The organism is Pseudoalteromonas sp. SIMBA_162 (genome assembly GCF_046535955.1).
In the GTDB taxonomy this organism is placed as follows: Bacteria; Pseudomonadota; Gammaproteobacteria; order Enterobacterales; family Alteromonadaceae; genus Pseudoalteromonas; species Pseudoalteromonas marina.
In genome coordinates, this window is the sequence record NZ_JAWJBQ010001135.1 from 1 (window position 1) to 239 (window position 239).

Below are 239 nucleotides of genomic sequence, written 5' to 3' on the forward strand. Positions count from 1 at the left end.
GGTCGCCGTGGTGGTGCGTGAGTAGAATGGCGCGCAGCTTCAGGCCTTCGCGGGCCAGCCATTGCAGCACCGTGCCGGCTTCGCCGGGGTCGACCACGGCGGCCTGCCCGTCGCGGACGATGGCCCAGATATAGTTGTCGGTGAAGGCGGGCAGGGGCAAGACCGCGGCGTTGCGTTCGCGGCCGCCTGCGGGGGCGGTCAAGGCTTGCATGGGATTCGAAGGAATGAAGACGTGGCAG

At 68.6% G+C, this 239-nt stretch carries 1 protein-coding gene; it reads right to left on the reverse strand.

Going from position 1 to position 239, the window contains the following annotated elements; genetic code table 11:
• The coding region (locus R0J88_RS23225; RefSeq protein WP_410901349.1) for an MBL fold metallo-hydrolase at positions 1 to 239 on the reverse strand (239 nt) is incomplete at both ends.